This is a genomic window from Desulfobacter sp., assembly GCA_028768525.1.
Lineage (GTDB): Bacteria > Desulfobacterota > Desulfobacteria > Desulfobacterales > Desulfobacteraceae > Desulfobacter.
On record CP054837.1, the window covers coordinates 4,606,652 to 4,628,414 of the forward strand.

A 21,763-nucleotide genomic window follows, 5' to 3' on the forward strand; every position below is an offset into this window, starting at 1 on the left:
GAGAAAGAGGGGCAGGCAGCCGGTTTATGCCTGCCCCAGGTCCATGACCTGATCCGCGTCAAGGCCGGGGGCCTCTCCATGGGAGAGCACCACTATGGTGGCGCTCCCCTTTAGCCGGTTCACCGCAGCTATCACTGCGGCTTTTGCCTGATCATCCAGGTTGGACCAGGGCTCATCCAGCACCATGACCGGGGGCTGTTTCAGCAACACCCTGGCCAGACAGATCCGCTGTTTTTCCCCGCCGCTGATTCCCCGGCCCCTCGGGTCCATGACCTGGTCAAGCCCGGCGGGCTGCTGGCCCAGGAATAGGGCCAGTCCCGCTTTTTCCAATGCCGCCTTAAGCTCGTGGTCGGCAGCATCGGGTTTGGCCACCAGCAGGTTTTCCTTCAGCGTGTCATTGAAGATATGGTGGAACTGGGGCATCACCCCGATGCTGCGTCGGAGTTCGGCACGGCTGAACATGGAAATGTCCCGGCCGCCCAGGAGGAGGCTCCCCTGGGGAACCGGATAGAACCTGAGCAGCAGGTTAACCAGGGTGGACTTGCCGCAGCCGCTGGGGCCGCGGAGTACGGTGATCCCCCTTTCGGGGATGGCCAGGTTCATACCGCTGAAAAGCGCCCGTCCCCCCGGATATGAGAAGGACAATTCCCTGAATTCTATGGACACGGGTGTTTCAAGCCTGAACGGTGCGGCCTTTTCCTCGTCTTTTTCCCGGCCGGCGGAAAAGAAATCCGCCAGATGCCGGATGCCAGTCAATTCATTCTGGATATTGGCCAAGGCGTTGACCAAATTGGATATGGCGGCCTGGAGCAGGGTGGCGTAGAAAAAAAACAAGAGGAAATTTTCCGTATCCATTTTTTCTCTGGAAATCATATGGTAGGCCAAGGCGATGAGGGCCAGTCCCCCGGCCTTTGCGGCCAGGTCGATACCCGGGGAGAAGACCGCCGACACGGTTCCCGCTTTCATGGAGACCGCCCTGAGTTCCTCGGTTAAGCGCCTGAAGCGCCGGTGCCGCTCCTTTTCCGTGGCAAATATTTTTAATACCTCCAGGCCCTGGACGGTTTCGTCAAATGCCCGGTTGATGCGCTGCCACCCCCTGCGCTGACGCCGGGCAAATACGGCCAGCGCCTTATTGAGCCGGAGGATGAGCAGCGCAGTGCCCAGGGCAATGGAAACGGCGGAGAGGGTCAGCAGGGCGGGGCAGGTATAGATCAGAATCCCTGTCACTGCCGCCACGGTGATCACTTCCCTGACGGTGGAAGGGAAGAAATCGGCCATGAATCGCTGGGCCAGCCCGATGTCATTGTTAAACCGGGTGAAAAATCCGCCCCCGGATTCCTTCTGATAAAACTGGAGGGGAAGACGGCTGACCGTGGTGAAAAAATCGACCTGGAGCTGTTTGAGCAGACTGGCGGAAAAGAGGCAGCCGGCATATCCGCCCAGGGCCTGGAGAAGGGCGACACCGGCATAGAGACCCATGAGGATGAGGAAAATCGGCAGTCCTTTTTCTGCCAGTTCCCGGCCCCGGCTGTCCACGGCAAGGGCAACGATCTGCTGAAAATACCGGGGCTGGATTGAAACCATCAGGGCCGTGGCCGCCTGCAGGCAGACGATCCATGTGATCCTGGCCCAGTACCGGCCTAGGATGGAAAAAAGCCATTTTTTCATGGACCGGCCTTCCGGGGCGGGGCTGTCCTTACCATTGCCTCTGCCATGTGGCTGAAAATATACTGGTAATCCCTGCAGAAAGGATCTTTCTCCATGATCCCCCTGCCCCGTGAATGGCTGTTGAAAGGGCAGCCGCCGTGGCAGAGAGGGCGCCAGGCACAGGACCGGCAGTCCTTTAATTTACCGGCACGTTCCCGGATTTGCCGGCACACCCCTGAATTGAGCAGAAACCGCAGGGAATGGTCCTGGATCTGTCCCTGACCCAGGTCCTGGAACCGGCTGCACAGGGCCATTTCCCCATGGGGCTTTATTGCGGCACGGGCCTCTGCGCAGTTTTCACTGTGGATGCACTCCCCGGTATCTCCCGATGATATCCCCAGCAGATAACCGTCCAGGGGGGAGACCGGGACCCGGCCGGTATGGGGGCCGGTCCACAGGTCGAAGAACCGCGCCATGATCCTGCCGTACTCCCCGGGCGCCAGGGCCAGTGCCGCAAAGGCCTCCGGGTGCCTGCCCGGAATAATGGGATTGATCCGGAACCCCGCCCCCAGCCCGTTGAAAAACTTGTATATCCGTTCTTCCTGTCCCAGGGATGCCCTTGACACCACGGCGTTGAATCCCACCGGCAGATCCGCTGAATAAATAAGGTCAACTATTTTCATCACCCGGTCGTGGGTTCCCTTTCCCCGGGCATCCACCCGGAGCCGGTCGTGCACATCCGCCGGACCGTCAAGGCTCAGTCCCAGTTGAAATCCATTGTCCCTGAAAAAACAGCAGAAATCCTTGTCCATGGCCAGGCCGTTGGTCTGGATGAAGTGGCTGGTGCGGATTCCGGGCCACCTCTTTCTGATCTGTTCCAGGGCGGCCTTAAAAAATGCCAGACCGGCAAGAAGGGGCTCTCCGCCGTGCCAGATCAGGTTAACCCGGGTCATCCCCTCAGCCGCAAGGTATGCCCGGACCTTTTCAAGGATCAGGGCCAGAAGATCCTGGTCCATGGCATGCCCCTGGCGGAGACGGGCGTAACAGTGGCGGCATTTGAGGTCGCAGGCCCCCACCGGTTCCAGCATCAGGGTAAAGGGCGTGGGGTCATTGTTCTTCATTGACAAGTTCCTCTGCCACGGCTTTTTTGATATGGGATCTGAGCTGCCTCAGGGCGTCGCAATAGTAGAATTCTCCCCGGATGCGGGCCAGGGGGGCTGGAAGGGGCTGGTTGACCCAGCAGCGGTCGGGCAGGCCCTTTGCCCTTGCGGCCAGCAGTTTTGCCGTATACCGGGCACAGGTCATGCATCCGCCGCTGCAGGTATGGGCGGCCTGGCACCGGCTGCAGGCCATTTGCCCGGAGGAGCCCCGTATCCGGGCCTTGATCTCCTCCCACTGCCGGTGCTTTTTTCCCAGCATTTCAGAAATATTGTCCCGGCAGATATGGCCCAGGGCGGTCTTTTCATCATTCACATACTGGTCGCAGGCAAAGACAAGGCCGTCGGGGTCGATAATGGTCCGTCCCATGCTGCACCGCCGTTTATGGAAGGGGTTTCCGAAATCCAGCTCCGGCTGCAGGGCGATTTTGACTTCATCATGAAATTCCTTGAAATCCGTTCGCTGGGAGCCATCGTGGAACCATCGGTCAAAGAGGTCTACCAGGAAGCGCCCCAGGGTGTCAGGTGGCGGGGCGTATACATCGCCGGGTTCCAACGGCCCGGAAGGGGGCATGAGATCCCGGCACCGGATATCAAAAATATCCAATTGCACCCGGGCACCCAGCCGGGCGAAAAACTCATAGATAAGATCCGCCTGCCCCATGCTCTTTGAAGTGACCACGGCAATCACCGGCACCTGGATATCTCCGGCGTATTTCCGGTAATTGTCAATGCCCTGTACCGCCGCATCAAAGGAGCCCCGGCATGAATTTTTGAAACGCCGGTTCAGGTCGTGGAGGGGGCCGGGCCCGTCTAAGCTGAACCCCACATCAAAACCGTGGGTCGTAAAAAACGAGGCCCATTCCTCTGTCATGAGGGTGCCGTTGGTCTGAACCCGGTTATTAAATTGAATGTCCGGATATCGGGCCTCCAGGGCCATGATCGTTTGAAAAAATGAAATGCCTGCGGCCAGGGGTTCCCCCCCGTGCCAGTAGACGGGGACCGGATGCCGGTGGCGGCCGGACGCCCGGGCATATCCGGCGACTTTATCCAAAAGGGCGCCCAATGTATCCGGATCCATCACTCCGGGGCGATGGTCCTGGAAACAGTACCGGCAGTCCAGGTTGCAGTTCAGGGTTACCTGGACCTGTGGAATGAAGGGCAGAATTATATTTTCCCCCTTCAGTTCCACCAATTGAACCAGTTCATCCAGTTCTGCCAGTTCAACCAGTTCCGCCAGTTCATCCAGTTGCCCCAATAGGGAAAATCGCAGCGGTGTTTCTTTTCCGCTTGGATTTCCCTGATGATCCGGCGCAGAACGGGATTTTTAACGGATTTTTCTTTTGACGGGTTCGTCATGGTGTCTGCCTTTTGGTTGGTGAATGATCAAAGGTTTGCACCTGTATATAGGCCGGATCAAATCCGACCATCTTTAAAAAAGTGGTTTCCGGGTATTGTCCATATTTACGGCGGACCAGCCGGCTTCTAAGATCACCCTGGAAGTCCATGAGCGCCTGGACGGCTTCCGGTCCCGGTGATGCGGCCATCTGCCCCAAGGCATTACTATAGTGTGCGATGGCCTTGTCCTCATCCCCGGTTTTAAGGCAATAGTTGCCGATAAATCGATAGGTGCGGGCATCAGCCTGGTGGGGGGCGATCTCAACGCTTCGCTTAAAATACCGGATGGCCTCTTTTTCCTTGCCCTTTTTAAGGTAGGCATAGGCCATGGCCTTGAGAAGCGTGCCGGGGTTTTGCGCGTTGTCTTGCTGCGCGGCGTTTATACCCAGCTCAATATAAGTGTCTGCCCGGTCCAGGTTATTACTATCCAGTGACATCATCCCCATAAAAAAATAGGTGTCGGCACGTATCAGCTTGTTGATATTCTGGTTTGAAACCTCATGGGCCTTGATATACTGGGCCAGGGCCTCTTCTTTCCGGTTTGCTTTGAGAAAAGCGCTTCCCAGGGCGAGGTAGGTCTGCAGATCGAGATGCCCCCCTTTTTCTTCTTCGATCCGCCGGGCATATTCAAGGGCCTGGTCCAGGTCCCAGTTTTTTTCCAGAAATTTATTCAATGCAAGCCTGTAGACCTTTGATCGCTGGCCGGGGTTAAGGGCCACCGCTCTTTCAACCTTTTGTTTTGTTTTTTCCGGGTTCTTTGATTGTTCGATCTGGTTGATAAGAATCGGCCAGCGGTAGGTCGGCCACTGCCATATCCCTACGCCAATGAGGGTGGAAACAAGTAAGAAAACGAGAAATACCGTTGGATACAGCCAGGATTTCCTGCGGGTGGTCCCGGATTTTAATATCGGTTGAATCAGGGTGTCGTGGCTGAGCTCGTAGGTTATGCCGGTGCTCATTTTTTCTTGCCGGAGCAGCCTTGCATCCACCAGTTGTTTGAGGGTGTCTTCCGTTAGCTTGAGTTGTTGTTTGATCACTTTCCTATGCTGGCTAACCCGCCAGCCGTCCATGATCAGTTTCTTTTCACAGAGCCTGCGTGCCCGCCGCCTTTGGATAAAGGACGGCAGACGGCCGATCTCGGTGTCATAAAAGGACTCCATGATGTTCTGCAGCCCCTTGTCACCGCCCAGGTCGTTCAGGGTCACTTCGTTTTTATCTTTGTTCCTTGTCTCTTTTCTGTCAAAGCGTTTTTCAAAATGCTGGCACAGCAGCTGGAGCTGGAAGGGTTCAATGCGGTTTTTCCCTTCTTCATTCTGCCTGCCGAGATAGGCCAACATTTTTTCCAGGGCCTGGTCCTGGAATGTAAATCTCCGGGATACGAACGCTCCCTCCTTTTGTGCCGGCAGGACAATGGCCTTTTTTGCCTGTTTTTCGGAAAGGGGATTCAGTTCATAGCAGCGCCGCAGTATCAACGGGATTAATGTGGATAGCTGGTTCATCAGGAACATCTTATCCGACCGGATTGAAAATATTGTTTTCAGCGGATAGGATTCATAGAGGAACTCCACCTCGTTTTCAGTGAGGAATGAGGGTTCTTTGAGCAGTTTTAACTCAAGGGTCCGCCTGAAATGTTTGGGCATTCTGCACTTGAGGATATCGAAAAACATCCTGACAAAATTATTTACCGCATCTTCGGGATAGGTAAACAGCTCTTCAAACTGGTCGAAAACCAGTAAAATCTGTTTTTTATCCGGATGTTCATACTGAATATTTTTTAATTCCTGCCAGGGACTGATGTTTTTATTTTCGATGCGGTTCAGGAAGTTATCCGGTTTTGAAAATTCTGAAATTGCTTCTGACAGAATATTGATGGGAAGGACTTTTTTCTTATTGCTCAGTGCCTGTTTTTCGTCTTTATAGGCGGTAAACCTTACCTGAATGATCAGGTATCCCTTTTCATCTTCAAGTTCGGGGAGCAGGCCCGCATTGAGCAATGACGATTTTCCCAGACCGGATTTCCCGTGAAGCACCACCAGTTTTTCAACATTGATCAGGGTTGAAAGTTCGTTGATTTCCTTTTCCCGGCCGAAAAACAGCGAGCGGAATTCCAGGGAAAAGGGGTTTGAACCTGGATACCTGTATTGTTCAGTCATGGCATGACCTCGCAGGGTAGTGGATTAATGTGTCGCCTCCGGTTTCCCGGTTGCCGTCTTCCCGGGTTAAAGTCCGTTGATGACATCCATCAAGTGTTCTCTTATTTTTATCACCTCGATATCAAAGTTTTCGCGGGAAAGGGCCCCCCGTCTGTAATCGTCCTTGAGCCCGTTAAATCGTCCGCTCTGGGCCACCATATCGGTATAGGCATTTATTTGCCTTTCTTCCTTGAAAATTTCTATTAACATGTCGATGGCCCCTCCGATCTGATTGCGCATGACCAGCTTAATTAAGCGGTCTTTCTGCAGTTCTTCTTCGCTGATCTCATTTTGCAGGTGGACCTCCCGGAGCAGGCCCTGTTCTTCACACATCTCTTTTAACTTTGCGATATAGGCTTCCGTATGGGTCGGTATGAAAGTCATTTTGTAGGTGTTTTCATAAAATATCCTGTGAATCTTACTTTTGTGGAGCCATTGGTAAAAAACATTGTCGTAATTACCCAATTCACAGTCGGGTGAGATGGAAACCTTGTCCCTGGACAGATCAAAGAGTCTGAGCAGTATTTTTAAATACCATTGTTTAAAATCAAAGCCTAGGAAAATATAATGGGTTACATCCTTTATGGTCTCCTTGAGGTTCATGGGCAGGTCATGTTCGCCGATGATGGAAAAGAGAAAATCCAGGATATCGTCCTGGGTCAGAATCAGTGATTCCCTGTTTTCAATCGAGCCGAAAAGGTTGTAGATCAAAGGGGTTTCCTTGGACGGGTCCTTTACCTCTTTTGAGGGTTTGCCTTTGGTATAGTAACTGAACTCATAGGGGATGCCCTGTTTTTCAAAGGCATTTTTCAGCAGCAGATCCGGGGTGATTGAGATGATAATGTGAAAAGGAATCCGGGCGATCTGCTCGTAAATGGGATTCATCTGGAGTTCATGGGTGTAATATTTTTTGACCAGATGATAGATACTGCACTTGGTCCGCTTGTCGCAGATCAGGTGGTTATAGGCATCGTATTCCATCTCATAGGCGGATTCTTTCAGATAGGATCGCAGCCCCTGGTACAGGGATTTATTATTGTTTGTCCGGATGATATTGGGCCCGATGAACAAGGCGGTGGTTTCGTCGCTTTCCAGGTTGCCGCAGACCTCCATGAGGACATTGATGTCGTTTTTATTAAAAACTATCGGATCGTTCATAGAAGAATCCTCCTGTCATGGACTTTAAAAAGCGGCCTGGGCCTTGATTGCACGGATGAGCGGCCTGATTTTATCCTTGAACCGGTCCTGTTCCAAGCTGCCGCCGTTCCCGCTGTCCGGCTTGAGATCCAGGCATTTATGTTCCTGCAGCGCATTTAAAATCCTGCCCAGATGGTGCTTGAGATCCAAAAGCCGGCTTCGGTTTTGATTCAGGGAGGCGAAATCAAGTCCCTGTTCAAGGGCATCGCGGATGTATCCGTCTATTTCTGCAAGTTTTTTATCTATTTTCCCGGTCAGTTCGATCTGGAAACCGGGCCTGAAAAAATCGTCGTCAATGTAGCAGGCAATTATTCTTTTACCATCGTCAAACAGGGCCCGGTCAAATGAATGGACGGTTTCCAGACAGACCCAGGCCGACATCAGGCTTGAATTGGATACCAGGGACAGGGTGACATCGGTTTTTTTGATGGCATCCAGGATGAAGCCTTTGATATTCCCCCCTTCGTCCAGGGCCTCGCTGTCAATGACCACCGAAATCCCCTCCTTTTTTAATTCATCGGCGATCATGGCTGCGGTACGGCGGTCTTTATGGCTGTATGAAATGAATACGGAGTGATCTGATGGGCTTATCTCGGATATCATTTTCAGAACAGCCATCCGGATTCTTGCCCGGGTCTGGCTGTATTCCCCATTGCCGATGATTCCGGCACGCCAGTCCTCCCTGCCGGCAGCCAGCTGCGCCCCCCAGTTGTCCAGCAGCAGTTTTTCTTCTTCGCCGCCCAAAAGGGGGTAAAGGGCATCAATGGCCGCCTCTATATTGTCCTGTTTGCTGATCAGGGTGCGAAGTTGATCCTGTTGACTCATTTATTCCCTTCCTTTTTTGACGGTTGACGGGGAATCAGCAGAATTTAAATCGATAACAGGTGTATGGATACGGATAACCGGGAGATTCAGTGCTAATTTTGTTATATACAGAGTTCTTCCATAAATCAATGGGATAGTGGATTTCCGTCACAGCCTGGCAGGGGAGGGAAGATTTCGCTTTTTTTTGGCCCGTTCTTTGTATATCATGGCCTCCGGCATGGCGCCTGAATATGGTATACCAAAATTAAAGAGATGACGGATGAAACTGATTCGAAGATTATATGACTGGGTCCTTCACTGGGCCGAAACCCCCTACGGCACCCCTGCGCTTTTTTTTCTTTCCTTTGCCGAAAGCTCTTTTTTCCCGGTACCGCCGGACGTGCTGCTCATCGCCCTGGCCGTGTCCATGCGCTCCCGGGCCTTTAAATATGCCCTGGTCTGTTCCCTGGGCTCTGTGTTCGGCGGTATGTTCGGCTATTTTATCGGCCATGAACTCTGGTACAGGGGGGAGGAATTTTCATCCTTTGCCAATTTCTTTTTCAGCTATATCCCGGGATTTACCCATGACGTCTTTTTCAAGGTCCGGCAGATGTACGACGATAACGCCTTTCTGGTGGTGTTTTCCGCCGGTTTCACCCCCATCCCGTATAAGATCATCACCATTGCAGGCGGGGTGTCCAAGATCAATGTCCCCCTCTTCCTAATTGCCTCCACCGTGAGCCGGGCCATGCGGTTTTTCCTGGTGGCCGGCATTATCTGGAAATACGGGGAGCCCATCACCGCATGGATCGACCGCTACTTCAACAAGCTGGCCATTTTGTTCACGGCCCTGCTCATCGGCGGGTTCGTGGTCATCAAACTGATGGTCAACTGACCGTGTATTTCCATGGGTAATTGAAACATCTCCCGGATTCATGGTAGACTGTCATGAATCCGGGACGCCTGCCTCAGATCTGTTTGTCATAGCTCCTCTTTATCTGCCCTGACGCCCGGTTAAGACCTCTTGCATCAGCAACCGCCCTGGGGGCGAGAGAGACATATGCCGAAAAATCAAAATACCCAACAGATGTGCGGGAAAAGGGCCTGGCCCCGGGTGGGAGCCGCCCTGTCCGGCCCGGGGTGGTTCCGGAAAACAGCGGTTGCCGCCCTGATCCTCTGCCTGACGGTCTTTTTCCATGATTCAGGTGCCGCAGGGGGGGAAACGATTCCCCGGCCCCTTAGGAAGATTCACCTGGTCACTGACACCTGGCCGCCCTTTTACGGCCCGGAATTGAAAGACAAGGGGTTTCTTACCTTGATCGCAGGCAAGGCCTTTCATGAGGCGGGATATGAATTATCCGTCGGTTTCCACGAATGGGAAACCGCCAAAAAATTAGCCCGCAGCGGTGAGGCGGACGGGATTCTGGGGGCGTTTTTCTCCCGGGAGCGGAAGGCGGACTTTTCCTTTACATTGCCGATTACGGTGGTGAAGCAGATTTTCATCACCCGAAAGGATGTAGAGGCATGCTATGACGAGGATCTAACGAATCTGAAGGGCTTCAGGATCGGCATCACCTCGGGATACATATACGACAGAGAATTCGACCATGCCCGGATGCTGAATAAAATAAAAGTGCCTGAACCCAGGCAGTTGTTCATGGATCTGATCGCCGGGCGGCTGGACATCATCGTGATCTCGGAACAGGTGGCCAAAAGTTATTTAAACAATGAATTTGCAAACCATCGGCCAACCCTCAGGGCACTTGGCCCTTCCCTGACAACCAAGACACTTCACATATTGATATCCAAGGCCAGGCCGGACCATCGGCGTATTGTGGCAGACTTCAACCTTGGACTGAAAACACTGGCAAAAAGCGGCCGGCTGTCCAAACTGGTCCCATGATAAAGGAGGCCGCCGATGTCCCTGAATAAAAAACTGACCATTTTTTTCGTTTCTGTTTTCATCCTGCTCAGCCTGCTGATGATCCTTTATTCTTTTATCCACCTCAAACAAATTGCTGAGGCGCATATACAAAAGGATTATGAGGAGCGGTTAAAGATTGTGGTGATCTTTATTAAAAACAAACATCAGAATCTTTTGAGAACCGGAATGGAAAATATCTACGAAGACCTGTATAAAAAAGACCTCATCAGGGAATTAAAAGCGTCCTACTATAAAAATATCAAACACACCTATCCCTTCATCCTTGACGCCGATTCCAATATCATCATGCATCCCACGATCCCCAGTGCCGGGCTAAACAGAAAACCCAGCAAAGACGAAGTGTTCATTTATAAGTATATCACGACACACGGCAGAGGGGCATTTGAGTATACCTGGCAGGGCATCCAGAAATGGTGTGTCTTTGAACAATTTAAACCCTGGAACTGGTATGTGGCCTTTTCTGTGGACAGCTATGTCCAATACGATGTTTTAAATCAGTTCATCCTGAAATATTCATTATTCGTCATTTTTTCCTCGGGCATCATCACCCTGCTGGTATTCAGGTTGCTGAAACAAAATGTCCTTACCCCCCTGTCCCTGCTAAAAGATAAGTGCAAAACAATCCTCAGGGATGAAGCGACACCGAATCTTTTATCCCTGTCACACCAGGACAATGAAATCGGAGAACTGGCCGGGTCGTTTATGGACATGAAAAAAGAGTTGATCCGCAGCCGTAATAAGGAGATGGAGATTGCCCGGCAAAGGGAAAAGACCATTGACGACCTCCAAGAGGCACTTGCCCAGGTGAAACAGCTCCAGGGCCTTTTGCCCATCTGTTCCAGGTGTAAAAAAATCCGGGATGATTCAGGCTATTGGCATCAGGTTGAGCAGTATGTTGAGAAAACTACCGGGGCCCGGTTCAGCCACGGCATGTGCCCGGAATGTTCCGATCACATGTACGGGGATGAGGAATGGTATATCAAAATGAAGGAAAGACAGGCCCAAAGCAAAAAAAAGGATTAGGCCGTATCAAACCTTTTCCGGCCGGCATTCCTTTTCCAGGGCACTGAGGATTTTATATTTATCCGGAAATTTAAGCCTGTCCTTTTTTTCGATTAATTTCCCGTCGACCCAAACTGTAAATTCTCCTATTTTACCGCTTGGGTCCAAATCGACTTCGATTCCGGATTCGGTTTTAATGAAGGCTGCCACACGGGCGGCAAATATTCGGTTGTGGACTCAGATTCTGCAGTATCGTATGCTGGCGTTCTTCATGGGACTCCTTTTTTCGGGTTCAATTCAGAACATTAGGCACCCCAAGGGGAAAAAAGCAAGTAAATTAAGAAGATGCGCCAGGGTGACAGCGCTTCAGTTTCCTGATAAACGGCTTTTTTTCAGATGTCCGAAATCTCGGTGTCTGTTAAGTCCCCGCCGGCACGGTATTCATCTGGGAGGGGCACGATCCCATCGTCACCCAATTGTCACTGGTTCACCTCAGGTCCAACCGGGGACACCCCGGTATCCGGGTGCTGGCCGATCTTATCCAGCAGCTCTGGTCATGATGACGGCGGCGTCTTTTTTTTCATTTTTTTGTACCAGGCCTGGTCCCCGTATATCCTATCCGAGCATTCCGGACAGAGGCCGTGGCTGAATTGGGCTCTGGAATGCTTGTGAATATAGGATTCAATCTGATTCCAATACCCCTTGTCATCTCTTATTTTTTTGCAGGAGGCGCAAATGGGCAGCAGACCGCTTAACTGCTCCACATCCTCCAGGGATTGCTGCAGTTTTCCAATGAGCGTCGCTTTTTCGTTTTCCGTTTTGAGCCGTTCCGAAATATCAAGCCCCACGCCGATGAGATAATCCTCGCCCTTCTGCCTGAATTTAAACCCGGTAAACAGGTAGGGGATCACCCGGCCGGAAATGGTGTTAAATCCCGCTTCGATGGTGGCCTGCCCTGTTTTGAAAACCTGGGCAAGGGCCTTTTTTGCCCTGGGTTTGTCCGGGCCGGCAATCAGCTCCATGGAATCCATTTTCATGATATCCCTTTTGCTGTACCCGGTGACGGCCTCCAGGTTGCGGTTCCACCTGGTGAATTGGCCGGACCGGTCAAGGACATACATCACCCCCGGCAGGCTCCGGATAAGAGAGTCTGAAAAGATTTTTTCCGATTTGAGAGCCTTGGTCCGTTCTCTGACCTGATATTCCAGGTTACGGTTCATTTCCAGAAGGCGTTTCTTATCAATACCGGCCCGGGCGATGACATCGGTCAGATCCACCAGGTAGTTCATGGCTTTGGTCACCGCTTCATGGGTGAGAATGGGCACATCGGCCAGGGCGGCCAGGTATGTTTCCCTGTCAAAGCCGAAGTCCTTTGCCTGGGCGACGAAAAAATCCATATCCGGTTTGTCAAAGAGGAATTGTCCGGCAAAGAGGTTGCCCATATGCTGGTTCTCTATGATGATGGGGGTGGCCACGTCGATGAGTCCGTTTTTGCATTGATAGATGGTGAATTTCTCCCCTTTTTGCAGGCGGCCCGCCAGGATGGTGTCGCTTTCCAGGCATCTTGCCGCCGTTGCCGGATTCACGCGGTGGTAGCGGGTGCAGATGGTCTTCCAGCCGCTGGCGATCAATATCTCTCCCTGGTGGTTCAGGATCGCCGTGGGCAAGCCGGTGAGTTTGAAGAAACTGTCGCACAACCCCTGAAATACCGGGATGTCGATCAGTTCCGAAAGTGAAAATTCCATCTCCCCGGGGGAGGCGGGACAGTCCATGGTGCCCTCTCTCTTATGGTGGCTTTTTGCAAGCGGTAATCCCATGATATCCCAAAAAACAGCTAAAATCAAAAGCCTTTACACCATCCGGGCCTGTCCTGCCGAAGGCTTAAGGTAAAGTCATTGGGACGGCCAGGACGGCGGTACCGTCAATGGTTCCGGATGGCCAGCCGGGATTCCAGTTTTCCCGATATAAAGGAGATGGAAAGGATGACGGCCAAATAGGCGAGGCCGACCACGAGGTAGATTTCAAAGGCCCTGAAGGTCCGGGTGTAGACCAGCTGGCTGGCCCGGGTCAGCTCGGTGACGGCGATGACCGAAACCAGGGAGGAGTCTTTGATGGTGGCGGAAAATGCATTGACCAGGGGGGGCAGGGCCGTTCGCATGGCCTGGGGGACCACCACCAGAACCATGGTCTGGAACCAGGTCAGCCCCATGGCGGCGGCCGCCTCGGCCTGCCCCCTGCCCACCCCGTAGAGGGCGCCCCTGACGATTTCGGAGATATAGGCTCCTGAGTTGAGCCCCAGGCCCAGAACCCCTGCGGTGAAGCATCCCAGGGTGATGCCCAGGGAGGGCAGGCCGTAATAGATAAAATAAAGCTGGATGAGCAGGGGGGTGCCCCGGGCGATTTCCACATAGGGGGCCAGGAGCCGGTAGAGCAGTGTGGATTTATAGCGCAGCACCCCCACGGCAAAGCCCAGGACCAGGGCCAGGGCAAAGGCCGCGGCAGAGAACCTGAGGGTCATGTTCAGGCCCTCTGCCAGCAGGGGGAGGGCGTTCAGGATGATCTCCGGCTGAAAGTCCATTCAGTCGCCCCGAGCTAATTCAGTTTTAATCCCCATTGAGCCACGGTTTAATCCAGGGCCAGCCACTTGTTCAGGATGGCCTCATAGGTGCCGTTGGATTGGATGGCGGCCAGGGCCTGGTTGACCTTCTGGGTGAGCTGGTCCGCCCCGCTTTTCATGACCATGACGATTTCCGCCTCGTGGAGGGGTTTTCCCACAACTTTAAAGGCCGGGGTCTTCTTGATCTGGGTCACGGCATAGGCATAGCCCACGATCACGGCGTCGATCCTGCCGTGGGCCAGGTCTGTGAACGCCTCGGGGTTGTAATTGTACCGCTTGATTTCCTTGAAGTCGGCGGCCATTTTGTCGGCGATCTGCTCGCTGCCCGATCCCACCTGGACCCCGACGGTTTTGCCCTTGAGGTCCGCCCGGGTCTTGATGGCGGTATTCTTCTTGTTCACCACCATGACATCGGGGAGCCGGTAGTAGACATCGCTCATGTTCACCTGGTCGGCCCGGGCCTCGGATTTGGACATGCAGGTGATCAGGATATCATAGTCCCCTTTTTTCAGCCCGCCCTGCCATTCGGCATCCACAAATGCCGGTGCCACGCCCATGGCCTGGGCCAGGGCACGGCCCATGTCCACGTCAAAGCCTTCCAGCTCATTGGTCTTTTCATTCCTGGATTCAAAGGGGGGATAGTGGGCGCAGAACCCGACGGTCAGCCGGTTGTTCTCCTTTACCTGCTGCCAGGATGCGTCGGCGGCCCATGAGGGGTGGGCCCCCAGGACAAGTACGAGTACAGCCAAGAGGATCAGTTTTTTCATCTTTAACTCCTTTTTATTCTTTTATCAGTTTTGTACTAAAGATTACTCTGAAATGCCCGTAAACGGGACATTGAGGTTTGCTTCCCGGAGCATCTGGTCGAGGATGAGGAAAAAGAGGCCTTTTTCTGGGATGAATTTAAGGCGGCCGGACTGGTCCGCCAGGGTGCCGGGGCCGCAGATTTCGCCCCCGGTGAAACCGATGCAGGTCTGGTTTGCCCCGCAGTTGGGGCTTTTGTCCATGCCCACCACCGCTTCGATTTTACAGCCGTTGTCCGCCAGGGATCGGATCTGGGCAAGGGGCGCGGCCAGAAGCTGCCTGCAATGGTCCCTGAAAGCCGGGGTATCGTACTGGTCCCGGGTCATGCCCCAGCGATTCATGCCCAGAAAGGCATTTTCAGGGCAGGGCAATTGGAAGATCCCGGCCCCCCTTTCAAGGTAGGGGGCCAGGATATCGAGGTGGGTGCCCGGCCGCTGGGCCAGGGGATGGATTTTGGCGTTGGTGTTCAGGATGCAGTGGGCCGTAATCACCAGCCTGTTTTTCCGGTTCATTCCGCGGTTTCCCCGGAGAGGGCGGTTTGGGATTTCAGGGTAAAGCTGCCGCCCAGGCTTTGGATCTCGTCAAGTACGGCATCAGTGAGCGCTCCCAGCCGGTCTTCGATTTCCGGGGTGAGACAATCGTCCAGGGTGGACAGGTCCTTGGGCTCAATGCCGATGACCGTGGTTTGGGGGACGTGGTCCAAAGCCTTGCACAGGGTCAGGGCTTCGATCATGTCAACCTGGTGGAGGGAGTTTTTGGCCAGGATCCGGTCCGGGATCTCATGGTGCTCCAGACGGTGAAGATCACCGGGACGGCCGTTGTTGAGCACCGTGTCCACCACCAGAAGGCGGCCGGCCTGGGCAATAACCCCAAGAAGGTTGATCCCCAGGACGCCCCCGTCCACCAGGATGACATTATCTGAAAATTCGTATTTTTCCTCCAGGCGCTGGATCACCCGGATGCCCACGCCGTCGTCTTTGTAGAGGATATTGCCCACCCCCAGGACGGTAATATTATTCTTGCAATTGTCCGGGCGGGTATTGGTCTCAGTCATATTGTCCTTTTATATGAAAAGCCCTGGCAAACCAGGGGGTAACTTTCAATCTTTGTTATGGGCCAGCCTGGGTGAAAGACCAGGCCGGCCCATGGCCGTTATATCAAAGCCAGGGCTCCGGCAGTCCCGCCGGAGCCCTGGGGATTGCGGTTTAAATCACACTGACCTTGTAGGTCTCATTGGTGTGGGGATCAATGACATGGACGGCGCAGGCAATGCACGGGTCATAGGAGTGCACGGTGCGCAGCACTTCCAGGGGCCGCTTGGGATCGGCAATGGGAGTGCCGATAAGGGATCTTTCCACCGGCCCTTTCTGGTTTTTGCCGTCGGCCGGCCCCAGGTTCCAGGTGGAGGGCACCACATACTGGTAGTTTTTGATCTTGCCCCCTTCGATGTTGATCCAGTGGCCCAGGGCGCCCCGGGGCACGTCGTTGAGGCCGTATCCCTGTCCCTTGTCCGGCATGGTCCAGGACTGGTAGGTCTTTTTGTCACCTTTTGCGATGTTGGACTTCAATTCTTCCACCCAGCCGGGCATGGCCTGGCCCACCACGAGGGTTTCAATGCCCCGGGCGGCGGTACGGCCCAGTGTGGAGAACAGCGCTTCTTTGCCGACATTCAATGTCTTCAACACATGATCCACCAGCTTGACCACATCTTTCTGGCCCTGGGTATAGGCCACCAGGACCCGGGCAAGGGGTCCGACCTCGGCGGGTTTGCCTTTGTACCTGGGGGCTTTCATCCAGGAATACTTGTCGTCGGTGTCATAGGTGACCTCGCCCTTGATGGGCCGGGTTTCCCCTTCAAATGGATGCTTGGCACTGCCGGGTTCATACCATCCCCGGGTGACGTCTTCGGTGATCTGGTTTACGTCCACCGCCTTGGGGGTGAGGTCCCCTTCCAGGACGCCGGCGGGAAGCAGCAGGTCATCGTTGACTCCGGCCCGGGGAAAGTCGCCGTAGCAGAGATACGTTTCATTATTGCCGCCGATGGCTCCCCAGTCCTTGTAGAAGGAGGCAACGGCCAGAAGGTCGGGAATATAGACCTGTTCCACAAAATCCTGGGTTTCCTTGAGGATGCCGGCAAATTCGTTGATCCGTTCCGGGGTGAGGTCGCCCCTGGACGTAACCCCGCCCACAACAAGGGACTGGGGATGGGGGTTTTTGCCGCCGAAAATGGCATGCATGCGGGCGGCCTTGGCCTGGAGCTTGATGGCTTCAAGATAATGGGCGGCGGCCATGAGGTTGGCCTCGCAGGAAAGCTTATAGGCGGGATGGCCCCAATAGGCGTTGTTGAACGGGCCCAGCTGTCCGGAGTTGACAAAGGTGGCCAGTTTTTCCTTTACGGTTTTAAAATATTCGGATGTGCCGGGCCGGCCGGACACATTTTCCGAGAGCTTGGCGGTTTTAACAGGGTCCGCAGACAGGGCCGATACGATGTCCACCCAGTCCAGGGCGTGGAGATGGTAGAAATGGACAATATGGTCGTGCTGGTACTGGGCGCCGTGGAGCAGGTTACGGATAATTCTGGCATTTTGGGGAATAACGATATTGCAGGCATCTTCAACGGCCCTCACCGAGGAGAGGGCGTGGATATAGGTGCAGACCCCGCAGGACCGCTGGACGAAATGCTGAGCATCTCTGGGGTCCCGGCCCTTGAGCATGATTTCAATGCCCCGGAACATCTGCCCGGAACTCCAGGCGTCCTTGACTTTGCCGTTTTCAACTTCCACCTCAATTCTCAGGTGGCCTTCTATACGTGTAATGGGATCAATGAGGATTCTTTTGCCCATGATATTTTCCTTTCAAATTTAATACGGTTGGACCGAGTCGTTACGATTCTTCGTAAAATGGGGTCATGCTGTCCCAGAATTCCGGTTCACTGCAGCCGATGCAGGGGTGACCGGCCTGGATGGGAAAGCTGGTGCCGTTATTAAACTTGACGGTGGGGCAGTTATTGTAGGTCTCAGGCCCCTTGCAGCCCATCTGGTAGAGGCAGTATCCCAACTCTTCTTCTTTTGAGCCGAATTCCTCCACAAAGTTGCCCTCTTCATAATGATGGAGCCGGGGGCAGTTGTCGTGGACGGTCTCACCATAGGCGAACATGGGCCTGTCGTAATCGTCCAGTTCCATGGGTTCATTGTTCAGGTATTTAACAATGGTGCCCAGAAGGTTCATGGGGTTGGTGGGGCAGCCGGGCAGGTTGATGGTCTTTACGCCGATGGCGTCTTTGACCCCCTTGTAGCCGCCGGGATTGGGTTCTGCCGCGGGCAGGCCGCCGTATGCGGAGCAGGTGCCAAGCGCAATGACGGCGGCGCTGTGGGGAATAACCTCTTTTGCTATTTCAAGGAAGGTCCGTCCGCCCACCTTGCCGTAGGCGCCGTTGTATGCCGTTGCAATTGACCCTTCAACCACGCAGACGAATTTCCCATCGTATTTTTTTACTGCGTTGTGAAGGTTTTCTTCGGCCTGGTGGCCCGAGGCCGCCATGATGGTTTCATGGTATTCAACGGAAATGGTTTCAAGGATGAGGGCCCCCACATCAGGGGTACGCAAAAAGGCTTCGGAGCACCCGGTGCATTCACCGAAGTGGAGCCAGACAACCGCCGGCCGCTGGGCCGCCGCCTTTTCTATTTTTTCAGCTACCTGCCCCACGCAGGAGTAGGAGAGGCCCATGGTTGCGGTCAGGGCTGTGCAATACTTTAAAAAGTCCCTCCGGCTCACCCCTTTTTTTTCCAGGGTCTCATAAAATTCTGTGGTTTTTTGTGTCATCACACCTCCATAGGAATTATGATTTCTTATCATAGTTAACTGCCAAGTCTTACATAGAGCCTGGGCCCCGGTGAGGCAAATTGATTGTTCTGATCGAAATTTCAAAAGGGATAGATGATCTCAATCGCTGGTGTAAAGGGGCTCCCAAGACGCCACCACGGTGTCCAGGCCTTGGGCGGGGAGGGCTCGCCATCCCCGTTCAAGACCGGGTTTGCGGCAACTTTCGTTAATTTTAGGGTGGTGCCTTTTCGAGTTCAAGGCGATACAAATAGATCGCATGTGTTCACTTTATTCATTCTTTTGTATAATTAAATTGACATAATGGTCATTATAATATACATGGTCCTGTCATGAATGAATGCAGAAATTTTGACTTTTCCATTGTTCGGAGCCTCCGCATGAAGCGGGGGATAACCGCTGAAGCGCTGGCAAACCAAGCCAATATCACCCGGGCAACCGTTGTCAAACTTGAATCGGGAAAGGGCAATCCCACCGTGGAAACCCTCAACGCCATCGGAAAGGTGTTCGGACTCACCGCAAGCCAGCTGATCCAGATGGCCGAGACCGGTGGCGCCGAATCCGGCCGCACCGCCCCCTATGACCGGGACGGATTCAAAGGGGTTCATATCTCCTTTCCCGGCTTTGAGGCCTTTCACCTCAAGGCGCCAAAGGGGTGCCGGTCGGTGTCGGTTCCGGAACTCCATGACCATACCGCCGAGATCTGCCTGGTGACATCGGGCAGGCTGAGGATCTCCGTCATGGGAACGGCCAGGGAACTGGGCCCCGGAGAGGCCCTCCGGTTCAAGGCACTGCATGAGCATGAACTAGAAATTATGGAAGATGCACAGCTATTGCTGATCCACCATCTTCTGACCTGATCCGGTGCGCCCCCGCAGTATGGGGGCAGGGGCACGGGGCAGATATATTAAGATTAAGGCCACGAAGGTCCTTACCTGCAAAACGCGGGTATGCCTCGCGGCCTTTTTTTATGGGCCGGTCAGGTCGCTGAATCAATAATGATTGAACCTAAAGGAGATTCCTGATGAACCTGTTGAAACATGCTGCACTCCCGGCCTGCCTGCTCCTTTTCTGGACCCTGCCCGGCCTGGCCCAACAACCTGCAGACGAAAATGTTACGGAATTGGAACCCATGGTGGTTTCAGACAAAGCGGACAGGACCGACCCCGAGGCCCTGGTCGTGGATATAAAGAAAATCCAAACCCCGCTTCCCAGCGGCAATATCCTGGACACCATGGCCAGTGAAGCCGGTGTACAGATCCGCCGGACCAGCCAGTCCGGCACCGGCTCCGGCGCCCTGAGGGTGAGGGGATTCGACGAGACCCGCCTGAGTGTCAGGCAGAACGGGATCCCCCTGAACCGGGACGGCTCCTATGGCAACGGCGCCGTGGACTGGGGGGCCTTTTCGGCGGAATCCCTGGAATCCGTGGAAATTTTCAAGGGCGCCTGCCCGGCAAAATACGGAAACACCCTGGGCGGGGTGGTCAACCTTAAAACCCGGCAGCCGGACACCACCCCGGTCACCCAGGTCAGCCTCACCGCCGGCAGCCTGGATACCCTCAATGCCGGTGTTGCCCATGCATGGAAAAAGGGAAATTGGGGCTGGAGCGTATCCGCCGGACACTATGAGACCGACGGATACCTGAGAAACAACTTTATGGATCGGGACCGGGGCACGGCCCGGATTTCCCTGGACCTGCCCGGGGAGTGGGAAGCCGGGACCGCCGTGGATTTTTCCAGAACCGAAAACGGCAATCCCGTATACAACCGTACGGACAGCGCCTATTACGATCCCAATTCCCCCCTGGCCGATGAAAAGGAACTGCGGGGGCCGGGGATCAGTTCCCGGCTCATCAACGGGGCCCAGGCATGGGGGGAGGGCTCTTTCACCGAGGACAAAAGCTGCGATCTCACCGCCTGGGTGGCCCGCAATACCCAGGCCGGCAGCTTCAGGATTGAGGGGCGCCTCTGGAATCAGGAGAGTGTGGAAACCTATTATGACGCCGCAGACCGGAACAAGAAAATCTATGAGCGGGAAACCGATGCCGAAGACAACAACTGGCTGCTTTCCGCTGCCTTTTCAAGGAGGTTGGGGGACCACCTCCTTGAGCTGGGCGGGGAAACCAGCAGCCACGGCTGGGGCGAGCAGCGGGTAAAGTATATCGATACCGCCTATTTCAACGGATCCATTAATTTTTTCAGATTTATCCGGGATGGTTTTTTGGGCCAGGAGGATATCATGGCCTATCATGCCCTCTACGTCCAGGATACCTGGCAGGTGATGGACCGGATCAGCCTGGAGCTGGGCCTGAGGCAGGAGTGGTTCCGGGCGGATTCCATCAACCCGGATGCATTCGGCTTTACCTGGGCCACCGGGGTGTCGGACCTCAGCGAAACCCATACCGACCCCAGGCTGGCCCTCACCTTCACCCCCTGGGAAAAGACCCGCATCACCGCAAGGTTCGGCATCGCCCACCGCTATCCCACCTCGCCGGAATATTTCTGGTGGTACCTCAACAACGCCACCAACTATTTTAATACGGATTTCAATTCCGAACGGGCCCTCCAGTACGAACTGGGGCTGGACCAGACCTTTGACAACGACCTGACCCTCTTTGTCCGTGGGTACTACTACGATATCAAGGACTATATCTCCTCCGTCTCGGTCCCGGGGGTGGGATCGGTTTTCTACAATATCGACACGGTCGAAATCAAAGGCCTTGAGGCCGGCTTCAGCTTTCCCTTGCCCCTTCACCTCACCCTCTGGGCCAATGCCACCTGGCAGGAGGGGGACAAATCCGGCGATCCCTGGGATGCGGGCAATGCCATGTCCCGGCAGCTTGCCGATCTGCCCGAAATCATGGTCAACGCCGGCCTGACCCTGGACGACGGAGGCCCCTTTTCGGCCCGGCTCTGGATCAACCACGTGGATGAGCGGGAGCATTATAGCGGCAGCACCCTCACCACCCTTTCCGCCTACACCCTGGTCAACCTGTCGGCCCAATACCGGATATACCAGAGCAAGACCACCACCGCCGACCTGGTGGCGGCCGCCGAAAATATCCTGGACGAGGACTACCAGGAAAAACAGGGGTATCCCATGGCCGGTGCAACGGTCCTGGCCGGTGTCAGGTTCTCTTTTTAATCACCCCCAATTCAG

Annotated in this window: 19 protein-coding genes; 5 read left to right on the top strand and 14 right to left on the bottom strand. The window is 54.3% G+C overall.

The genetic code is table 11. The annotated features are described in order from the left end of the window. Positions 1-24: 24 nt before the first annotated feature. From HUN04_20310 to HUN04_20340, 7 genes are all read right to left on the bottom strand, one after another. Positions 25-1,668, bottom strand: a complete 1,644-nt coding sequence (locus HUN04_20310) for an ABC transporter ATP-binding protein (protein ID WDP91928.1) — start codon at positions 1,666-1,668, stop codon at positions 25-27. Next, a complete protein-coding gene (locus HUN04_20315; GenBank protein ID WDP91929.1) occupies positions 1,665-2,768 on the bottom strand; it encodes a radical SAM protein in 1,104 nt (367 codons plus the stop codon). The genes HUN04_20310 and HUN04_20315 overlap by 4 nt, the downstream gene beginning before the upstream one ends. Then, positions 2,755-4,062, bottom strand: a complete 1,308-nt coding sequence (locus HUN04_20320) for a radical SAM protein (protein WDP91930.1) — start codon at positions 4,060-4,062, stop codon at positions 2,755-2,757. Before HUN04_20320 ends, HUN04_20315 begins: the two co-directional genes overlap by 14 nt. Next, positions 3,987-4,163 (bottom strand): hypothetical protein, encoded by a 177-nt coding sequence (locus HUN04_20325; protein ID WDP91931.1) that lies wholly within the window; start codon positions 4,161-4,163, stop codon positions 3,987-3,989. Before HUN04_20325 ends, HUN04_20320 begins: the two co-directional genes overlap by 76 nt. Beyond that, the gene (locus HUN04_20330) at positions 4,160-6,355 is read right to left on the bottom strand and encodes a tetratricopeptide repeat protein (protein WDP91932.1); all 2,196 of its coding nucleotides are present in this window, start codon (positions 6,353-6,355) and stop codon (positions 4,160-4,162) included. Before HUN04_20330 ends, HUN04_20325 begins: the two co-directional genes overlap by 4 nt. A gap of 66 nt (positions 6,356-6,421) precedes the next feature. Then, complete coding sequence (locus HUN04_20335) at positions 6,422-7,552, bottom strand: SIR2 family protein (protein ID WDP91933.1); 1,131 nt, start codon at positions 7,550-7,552, stop codon at positions 6,422-6,424. Between the two features lie 24 nt (positions 7,553-7,576). After that, positions 7,577-8,416, bottom strand: a complete 840-nt coding sequence (locus HUN04_20340) for a toll/interleukin-1 receptor domain-containing protein (protein WDP91934.1) — start codon at positions 8,414-8,416, stop codon at positions 7,577-7,579. A 259-nt stretch (positions 8,417-8,675) separates the two neighbouring features. On the opposite strand from HUN04_20340, the gene HUN04_20345 reads away from it, so the two are divergent. From HUN04_20345 to HUN04_20355, 3 genes are all read left to right on the top strand, one after another. Beyond that, positions 8,676-9,290: a DedA family protein gene (locus tag HUN04_20345; protein WDP91935.1), complete on the top strand. Its 615-nt coding sequence runs from the start codon at positions 8,676-8,678 to the stop codon at positions 9,288-9,290. Positions 9,291-9,455: 165 nt separating this feature from the next. Next, positions 9,456-10,298 (top strand): transporter substrate-binding domain-containing protein, encoded by an 843-nt coding sequence (locus HUN04_20350; protein ID WDP91936.1) that lies wholly within the window; start codon positions 9,456-9,458, stop codon positions 10,296-10,298. 15 nt (positions 10,299-10,313) lie between these two features. Then, the gene (locus HUN04_20355) at positions 10,314-11,363 is read left to right on the top strand and encodes a cache domain-containing protein (protein ID WDP91937.1); all 1,050 of its coding nucleotides are present in this window, start codon (positions 10,314-10,316) and stop codon (positions 11,361-11,363) included. Positions 11,364-11,896: 533 nt separating this feature from the next. On the opposite strand, the gene HUN04_20360 is transcribed toward HUN04_20355, so the two are convergent. The 7 genes from HUN04_20360 to HUN04_20390 all read right to left on the bottom strand — a co-directional run bounded on the left by HUN04_20360 (position 11,897) and on the right by HUN04_20390 (position 18,585). Continuing rightward, on the bottom strand, positions 11,897-13,159 hold the full coding sequence (locus tag HUN04_20360; protein WDP91938.1) for a PocR ligand-binding domain-containing protein: 1,263 nt from the start codon (positions 13,157-13,159) through the stop codon (positions 11,897-11,899). A gap of 104 nt (positions 13,160-13,263) precedes the next feature. Next, the gene (locus HUN04_20365; GenBank protein WDP91939.1) at positions 13,264-13,920 is read right to left on the bottom strand and encodes an amino acid ABC transporter permease; all 657 of its coding nucleotides are present in this window, start codon (positions 13,918-13,920) and stop codon (positions 13,264-13,266) included. A 47-nt stretch (positions 13,921-13,967) separates the two neighbouring features. Then, on the bottom strand, positions 13,968-14,726 hold the full coding sequence (locus tag HUN04_20370) for an amino acid ABC transporter substrate-binding protein (GenBank protein WDP91940.1): 759 nt from the start codon (positions 14,724-14,726) through the stop codon (positions 13,968-13,970). 42 nt (positions 14,727-14,768) lie between these two features. Then, positions 14,769-15,275, bottom strand: coding sequence for a hypothetical protein (locus HUN04_20375; GenBank protein ID WDP91941.1), 507 nt, complete (start codon positions 15,273-15,275; stop codon positions 14,769-14,771). Next, positions 15,272-15,817: a HyaD/HybD family hydrogenase maturation endopeptidase gene (locus tag HUN04_20380; protein WDP91942.1), complete on the bottom strand. Its 546-nt coding sequence runs from the start codon at positions 15,815-15,817 to the stop codon at positions 15,272-15,274. The genes HUN04_20375 and HUN04_20380 overlap by 4 nt, the downstream gene beginning before the upstream one ends. A 151-nt stretch (positions 15,818-15,968) precedes the next feature. Then, positions 15,969-17,606 carry a nickel-dependent hydrogenase large subunit gene (locus HUN04_20385; protein ID WDP91943.1) on the bottom strand — a complete coding sequence of 546 codons (1,638 nt, stop codon included), beginning with the start codon at positions 17,604-17,606 and terminating at the stop codon, positions 15,969-15,971. A gap of 40 nt (positions 17,607-17,646) precedes the next feature. Next, entirely contained in the window at positions 17,647-18,585 is a 939-nt protein-coding gene (locus tag HUN04_20390; GenBank protein ID WDP91944.1) for a hydrogenase small subunit, read from the bottom strand. 350 nt (positions 18,586-18,935) lie between these two features. Between HUN04_20390 and HUN04_20395 the strand changes: the two genes are divergently transcribed. Together HUN04_20395 and HUN04_20400 are read left to right on the top strand one after the other, a co-directional pair. After that, entirely contained in the window at positions 18,936-19,463 is a 528-nt protein-coding gene (locus HUN04_20395) for a helix-turn-helix transcriptional regulator (protein ID WDP91945.1), read from the top strand. A gap of 164 nt (positions 19,464-19,627) precedes the next feature. Next, the gene (locus HUN04_20400; GenBank protein WDP91946.1) at positions 19,628-21,748 is read left to right on the top strand and encodes a TonB-dependent receptor; all 2,121 of its coding nucleotides are present in this window, start codon (positions 19,628-19,630) and stop codon (positions 21,746-21,748) included. Positions 21,749-21,763 lie beyond the last annotated feature (15 nt).